We start from the raw sequence: 6,303 nt of genomic DNA, 5'->3' as shown, positions 1-6,303 counted from the left end.
AGGAGCAGCAGGTCGGCCTGCGCACCACGCTGGACGTGTTGAACGCCGAACAGGAGCTGCGCGCCGCCGAGCTGTCGCAGATCAACGCCCGCCGCGAGGAGTATGTGGCCGCGACCTCGGTGCTCAACGCCATGGGCCGGCTGGAGGCCCAGAACCTGGTCCCCGGCGTGCAGATCTACAATCCGGAGACCAACTTCCGGAAGCTTCGCTTCACCTGGGGCTGGGTGCCTTGGGAAGAGCCGATCTCGGTGATCGACTCGCTGCTGACGCCGCAGCCGGTGGAGAAGCCCGCCCCGCCGCCGGTGGGCGCCATTCCGGCCGCCACGGCGCCCGCGCCGGCTCCGACTTCCGGGCAATAGTAGCGCCCCGCCGCCATTCGCAGGCGGCAGGCCCTTGCTAGTCCGTTGGAAAATTGCACCATCCCCGCGGCGCCCCTAGTGTGGCGCCACGGATTCTTTGAGCGCGGAGCGCGGACCGGCCCACATGTCTGACCAGACCTCTCCGGAACCGACCATGGAGGAGATCCTCGCCTCCATCCGCCGCATCATCTCGGAAGAGGATGTTCCGGCCGACAAGGGCGACGATCTGCCTGTCCCGCCGCCGGAGCCGGAGCCCCAGGCCGCCGTGGCGTCCGCATTCGCCGCTCCGGAACGCGAACCTGAGGCGGAGCCCGAACCGCAGCCTGAGCCCGTGGCGTTCGCCGCGGACGAGGACGACGACGAGGTCCTGGAGCTGACCGAGCGGGTCGAGAGCGTCGGCGACATCGACGCCTACAGCCCGACCACGGCCCCGGCCTTCGAGGAGCCCGTGTCGGCCGCCTACGAGGAGCCCGCGCCGGCTCTCGCGCCGGCCCCGGCCCCTGTCGACGTGGGCGAGGGGCTCGTCGGCCCCGAGGCCGCCAGTCTGGCCGCCAGCGCCTTCACCCGGCTCTCGGCCAACATCGGCCTGGGCAACGGCGACGCCACCCTCGAGCAGATCGTCCGCGAGCTGTTGCGCCCGCTGCTGAAGCAGTGGCTGGACGACAACCTGCCGGGCATCGTCCAGACCGCGGTCGAGGCCGAGGTCGAGCGGATCGCGCGCGGACGAGTACGCTAGGGGCCCGGAGCCTCCGTCTCACAACCGCGTCGGCCGCACGGAGCGCCGCCCGGACCCACGTCAGGCCTGGGTCCCCGCTTCCCCGGGGGCGAGCGGTTCTATATGCACCGCCGGACACGCCATGCTCGACAAAACCTTCGATCCCAAGACCGTTGAACCGCGCCTCTACGCCGCCTGGGAGGACTCGGGCGCCTTTGCGCCCAAGGACGACCCGAGCGCCGAGCCGTTCAGCATCGTCATCCCGCCGCCGAACGTCACCGGCTCGCTGCATATCGGCCATGCGCTGAACAACACGCTGCAGGACGTGCTGACGCGCTTCGAGCGGATGCGCGGAAAGGCGGCCCTGTGGCTGCCCGGCACCGACCACGCCGGCATCGCCACCCAGATGGTCGTCGAGCGCCAGCTCGCCGCCCAAGGCAACATGAGCCGCCGGGACATGACCCGCGACGAGTTCGTGGCCAAGGTGTGGGAGTGGAAGGCCCAGTCGGGCGGGCGCATCGTCCACCAGCTGCGCCGCCTGGGCGCCTCCTGCGACTGGAGCCGCGAGCGCTTCACCCTGGACGAGGGACTCTCGGCCGCCGTCCGCAAGGTGTTCGTGCAGCTCTACAAGGAGAAGCTGCTCTACCGCGACAAGCGGCTGGTGAACTGGGACCCCCAGTTTCAGACGGCCATCTCCGACCTGGAGGTCGAGCAGCGCGAGGTCGACGGCCAGTACTGGCACTTCGCCTATCCGCTGGAGGACGGCTCCGGCGAGATCGTCGTCGCCACCACCCGGCCGGAGACCATGCTAGGCGATACGGCGGTGGCCGTGCACCCGTCGGACGAGCGCTACACCCACCTGATCGGCAAGGCGGTGCGGCTGCCGATCGTCAATCGTCCGATCCCGATCATCGCCGACGAGTACCCGGACCCGGAGAAGGGCTCGGGCGCGGTGAAGATCACCCCGGCGCACGACTTCAACGACTTCATCGTCGGCAAGCGCCACAACCTTCCGGCCATCAACGTGATGGACGAGTTCGCCCGCATCAACGCCAACGCCCCTGAGGCCTACCGCGGCCTCGACCGCTTCAAGGCGCGCGCGAAAGTCGTTGAGGAATTTGAACAACTCGGCCTGCTGCGCGGGATCGAGAAGACCCGCCACGTGGTCCCGCACGGCGACCGCTCGGGCGTGCCCGTCGAGCCCTTCCTGACCGACCAGTGGTACGTCAACGCCAAGGTCCTGGCCCAGCCGGCGATAAAGGCGGTGGAGGAGGGGACCACGACCATGGTCCCCAAGCACTGGGAGAAGACCTTCTTCGAGTGGCTGCGCAACATCGAGCCCTGGTGCGTCTCGCGGCAGCTCTGGTGGGGCCATCGGATCCCGGCGTGGTACGGCCCGGACGGCAAGGTGTTCGTCGCCGAGACCGAAGCCGAGGCCAAGGCCCAGGCGCTGGAGGTCTACGGCCACGAGGAGCCGCTGCGCCAGGACGAGGACGTCCTCGACACCTGGTTCTCCTCCGCGCTGTGGCCGTTCTCGACGCTCGGCTGGCCGGAGAAGACGGGCGACCTGGCCCGCTTCTATCCAACCAGCGTGCTGATCACCGCCGGCGACATCATCTTCTTCTGGGTCGCCCGGATGATGATGCAGGGCCTGCACTTCATGGGCGAGGTCCCCTTCAAGCGCGTCTTCTTCAACGCCCTGGTTCGCGACGCGGAGGGCAAGAAGATGAGCAAGACCAAGGGGAACGTCATGGACCCCCTGGAACTGGTCGACGACTACGGCGCCGACGCCCTGCGCTTCACCCTGACGGCCATGAGCGGCCACCAGCGGGACATCAAGCTCTCGCGACAGCGCATTGAAGGGTATCGCAATTTCGGCACCAAGCTGTGGAACGCCGCGCGGTTTTGCCAGGCCAACGGCTGCGAGCGCGCCGAGGGCTTCGATCCGGCCAAGGTCGGCCTGCCGCTGAACCGCTGGATCGTCGGCCAGACCGCCCGCACCGCCAGGGCGGTGACCGAAGCGCTGGAGGAGTGCGCTTTCGACGATGCGGCCAGCGCCCTCTACCGGTTCATCTGGAACGTCTACTGCGACTGGTATGTGGAGCTCTCGAAACCGATCCTGAAGGGCGAGGACGCCGCGGCCCAGGCCGAGACCCAGGCCACCGCGGCCTGGGTGCTCGACCAGATCATGCTGCTGCTGCACCCGGTGATGCCGTTCCTCACCGAGGAGCTGTGGGCGCAGACCGCCGCCAGCGGCGCTGCGCGCGGCCACACCGGGTTCCTGATGACCGCGCCCTGGCCCCAGCTTGGCGCCGGCCTGGTCGATCCGGCCGCGGAGGCCGAGATCGAGCTGATCGTCGCCGCCATCCGCGAGGGCCGCTCGGTGCGGGACGAGCTCAATGTGCCCAACTCGGCCCGCCCGCCGCTGCTGGTGATCGAGGCCGACGACGCGCAGCGCCGCACGCTCGAGGCCGCCGCCGGCTCCATCGGCCTGATGCTGCGGGTGTCCGAGGTGCGCTCCGAAGCCGCCGCGCCGGAAGGCGCCATCCCCTTCGTCGTGGAGGGCGCCACCCTGGCCCTGCCGGTCGCCGAGTTCATCGACCTGACCGCCGAGCGGGCCCGCCTGGCCAAGGAGATCGCCGCCCACACTCAGGACATCGAGCGCACGGCCAAGAAACTCTCCAATCCGGACTTCATCGCCCGCGCTCCCGAAGAGGTCGTCGACGAGAACCGCGAGCGTCTGGCCGAAGCCGAAGCCGCCAAGGCCAAGCTGGAATCCGCGCTCGGTCGCCTGAAGGCGGTGGTCTAAGCCGCGGACGCGAGGGCAAAGTTTGCCTCTCGCCGTAGGTTATGCTTGTTCACCTATGACGACGCGCGGGCGTTCATCCGCGCGCGGAGCACACGGGAGTTGACGCTCATGACCGAGGCCGCGCTGCCTCCGGGTTGGCCTGCGATGTCCATCCAGCAGGCTCACGCCCTCCTCACCGCCCCCGGCTTGCCGACCGAGGTCGAGGAGATCGAGATCCGCGGGATCAAGACCAAGGTCTGGAAGAACGCCCCGCCGTCCATCCGCTCGGTCGTGGAGTGGTCGCGCCAGCACGGCGACAAGATCTTCCTGGTCTACGAGGACGAGCGGGTCAGCTTCGAGGCCTTCTATCGCGCCGTCTCCGCCTTCGCCCGCGAGCTGCAGGCGCAAGGGGTGCAGAAGGGCGACCGGGTCGCCATCGTCATGCGCAACCTGCCTGAATGGGTCGCGGCCTTCTACGGCGCCGCCTCTATCGGGGCGATCGTCACCCCGCTGAACGCCTGGTGGACCGGGCCCGAACTCGAGTACGGCGTAACCGACTCCGGCGCCAAGGTGCTGGTGGTCGACGCCGAGCGCTATGAGCGCATGACCGAGCACCTGCCCAACTGCCCGAGCCTGGTGCGGGTCTACGTCAGCCGCGAGCGCGACGAGATCGCCCATCCGCTTGTGAAGAAGCTTGAAGCGGTCATCGGCGAGCCGAATAGCTGGAAGGACCTGCCGGCCGATCCGCTGCCGCCGGTCGAGATCGGCCCGGAAGACGACGCCACCATCTTCTACACCTCCGGCACCACCGGGAAGCCGAAGGGCGCGCTGGCGACCCAGCGGGCGGTGAACTCGAACATCATGGCCGGGGCCATCGGAGCCGCGCGCTCCTTCCTGCGCCGCGGCGAGAAGCCGCCGCAGCCTGACCCCAGCGCGCCTCAGCGGGCCTCGCTGATCAGCGTGCCGTTCTTCCACGTGACCGGCTGCTTCGCGGTGCTGAACCCCAGCCTGTTCGGCGGGGCCAAGTTGGTGATGATGTACAAGTGGGACGTGATCCGCGCCTTCGAGCTGATCGAACGCGAGCGGATCAACCAGGCCGGCGGCGTGCCGACCATCGCCTGGCAGTTGATCGAGCACCCGGCGCGCCAGAACTATGACCTTTCGTCGCTGGAATCCGTGGGCTACGGCGGCGCCCCCTCGGCGCCGGAGCTGGTGCGCAAGATCAAGGAAGTCTTCCCCAAGTCCCAGCCGGGCAACGGCTGGGGGATGACCGAGACCTGCGCCTCGGTCACCGGCCACTCGGCCGAGGACTACCAGAACCGGCCCGACAGCTGCGGCCCGGCCGTGCCGGTCTCCGATCTGCAGATCCGCGACCCGAATGACGGCGTCACCGTGCTGCCGCCTGGCCAGGTCGGCGAGCTGTGGGCCCGCGGGCCGCAGGTCTGCAAGGGCTACTGGAACAAGCCGGAGGAGACGGCCAAGACCTTCGTCGACGGCTGGGTGCGCACTGGCGACTTGGCCAAGGTCGACGAGGAAGGCTTCTGCTTCATCATCGATCGAGCCAAGGACATGCTAATCCGCGGCGGCGAGAACATCTACTGCGTCGAGGTGGAGAACGTTCTCTACGACCATCCCGCGGTGATGGACGCGGCTATCGTCGGCATCCCGCACCGCACGCTGGGCGAGGAGCCGGCCGCCGTGGTGACCCTGAAGCCGGGCGCCTCGGCCACCGAGGAGGAGCTGCGGGCCCACGTCGCCGGCCGCCTGGCCGCGTTCAAGGTGCCGGTCAAGGTCAAGTTCTGGCACGAGATCCTGCCGCGCAACGCCAACGGCAAGATCCTCAAGAACGAGCTCAAGAAGGCCTTTGAAGAGGAGCAGGCGGGCGCCTGACCCGCCGGTGGAGAAGAGGCGCGCCGACGTCCTGCTGGTCGAGCGCGGCCTCTTCGAAAGCCGCGCCAAGGCCCGGGCCGCTATCGAGGCGGGCCGGGTCCTCGCCGACGGCCGCCCAGTGGCGCGAGCCTCCGACCTGATCGCCATCGAGGCGCAGATCGCGGCCGAGGCGGCCCACCCGTGGGTCGGCCGCGGCGCGCTGAAGCTGGTCCACGCGCTGGACCTGTGGCCCATCGTCGTGACCGGCCGCGTCGTGCTCGACGTCGGGGCGTCCACCGGCGGCTTCACCGAGGTCTGCCTCGCCCGGGGCGCGGCCCGCGTCTATGCGGTCGACGTGGGGCGGGGGCAGCTTCACCCCAGGCTCGCCGCCGATCCGCGGGTGGTCTCCCTGGAAGGCGTGGACGCCCGCCGCCTCGACGCCGAACGAATTCCGGAGCCGCCAGATCTGGTGGTCTGCGACGCCAGCTTCATCGGGCTTTCCAAGGTGCTGCCCGTGCCGCTGTCCTTGGCCGCTGCGGGCGCCGATCTAGTGGCTTTGGTGAAACCCCAGT

The 6,303-nt window shown here is 69.3% G+C and carries 4 protein-coding genes and 1 pseudogene; all 5 read left to right on the top strand.

Going from position 1 to position 6,303, the window contains the following annotated elements:
* Window positions 1–359, top strand: a pseudogene (locus tag VHK87_RS16040) (hypothetical protein); the annotation flags it as partial.
* Window positions 360–483: 124 nt separating this feature from the next.
* Window positions 484–1,095, top strand: a complete 612-nt coding sequence (locus VHK87_RS16035) for a DUF2497 domain-containing protein (RefSeq protein WP_329635896.1) — start codon at window positions 484–486, stop codon at window positions 1,093–1,095.
* A 121-nt stretch (window positions 1,096–1,216) separates the two neighbouring features.
* Complete coding sequence (locus VHK87_RS16030) at window positions 1,217–3,883, top strand: valine--tRNA ligase (protein ID WP_329635895.1); 2,667 nt, start codon at window positions 1,217–1,219, stop codon at window positions 3,881–3,883.
* 108 nt (window positions 3,884–3,991) lie between these two features.
* Window positions 3,992–5,752, top strand: a complete 1,761-nt coding sequence (locus tag VHK87_RS16025) for a class I adenylate-forming enzyme family protein (protein ID WP_329635894.1) — start codon at window positions 3,992–3,994, stop codon at window positions 5,750–5,752.
* Window positions 5,753–5,759: 7 nt separating this feature from the next.
* Window positions 5,760–6,303: TlyA family RNA methyltransferase (locus VHK87_RS16020; RefSeq protein ID WP_329635893.1), on the top strand; the 544-nt coding region annotated here is incomplete at its 3' end.

It is taken from the genome of Phenylobacterium sp., assembly GCF_036263695.1.
In the GTDB taxonomy this organism is placed as follows: Bacteria; Pseudomonadota; Alphaproteobacteria; order Caulobacterales; family Caulobacteraceae; genus Phenylobacterium.
The sequence above is the reverse complement of the archived record's forward strand: the minus strand, read 5'-3'. Positions and strand labels throughout refer to the sequence as shown.